Origin of the sequence: Enterococcus sp. H57 (assembly GCF_003112495.1) — a bacterium.
GTDB classification, from domain to species: Bacteria; Bacillota; Bacilli; order Lactobacillales; family Enterococcaceae; genus Enterococcus_B; species Enterococcus_B faecium.
In genome coordinates, this window is sequence record NZ_BEHC01000070.1 from 1 (window position 1) to 664 (window position 664).

The following is a 664-nucleotide window of genomic DNA, read 5'->3' on the forward strand; positions in this document are numbered from 1 at the left end:
CGATAATGGCTTTTGAAAGTCGCTCAACGAGTGTGATGACGGCACTTTTATGGTGGATGCCGACAATCGTATCACCCTCTAAATGTCCAAATTCTTCTTCGAAAACGACATAATCTTTTTTACGTTCAGAAATATTTCTTTTGAATGCCTGTTTTCCACGTTTTTCCTTATAACCATTTGGTTTTCGTTTTCCTTGCATCGGTAAATGTAAAACATTGAATTCTCCCGTCTTAAACCGGCGATAGAGGGTACTTACTGAACAAGAGAAGGTTCGCTCTGCACGGCCAATAATGACGTCTGGGGTCCAACCTTCAGTTGATCTTTTTGCAATGTATTCTTTTTCCTCAGCAGGAAAAATGATTTCGGTTCTCCCACAACGTCGCTTATTTTCTTTGTATTGTTCAAAGTATTCAAGTGCTGTTCCACCACATTTGAGAAAGTTATAGACATTGTAAATTGTTTGGCGTCCACGTTTAAGCTGCTTCGCAACGATAGCAACCGGAGTTTCTTGATGAAAATATGCTTCTATCATTACAAGCTCGTTTGGTGTAAGATGGGTATAAGTCATTTATGTTCACTCTCCTTGTATGCTTTAGCGGGTATTACAATTTGAGTGTAACATAAATGGCTTTTTTATTTGTCTCGCTTAATTATACAAACGGCG

At 38.7% G+C, this 664-nt stretch carries 1 protein-coding gene; it reads right to left on the bottom strand.

Annotated features, from left to right (window positions below; translation table 11 throughout):
• On the bottom strand, positions 1-568 hold a 568-nt coding region (locus tag DIZ30_RS12140; RefSeq protein WP_109023230.1), incomplete at its 3' end, for an IS30 family transposase.
• Between the last annotated feature and the right edge of the window lie 96 nt (positions 569-664).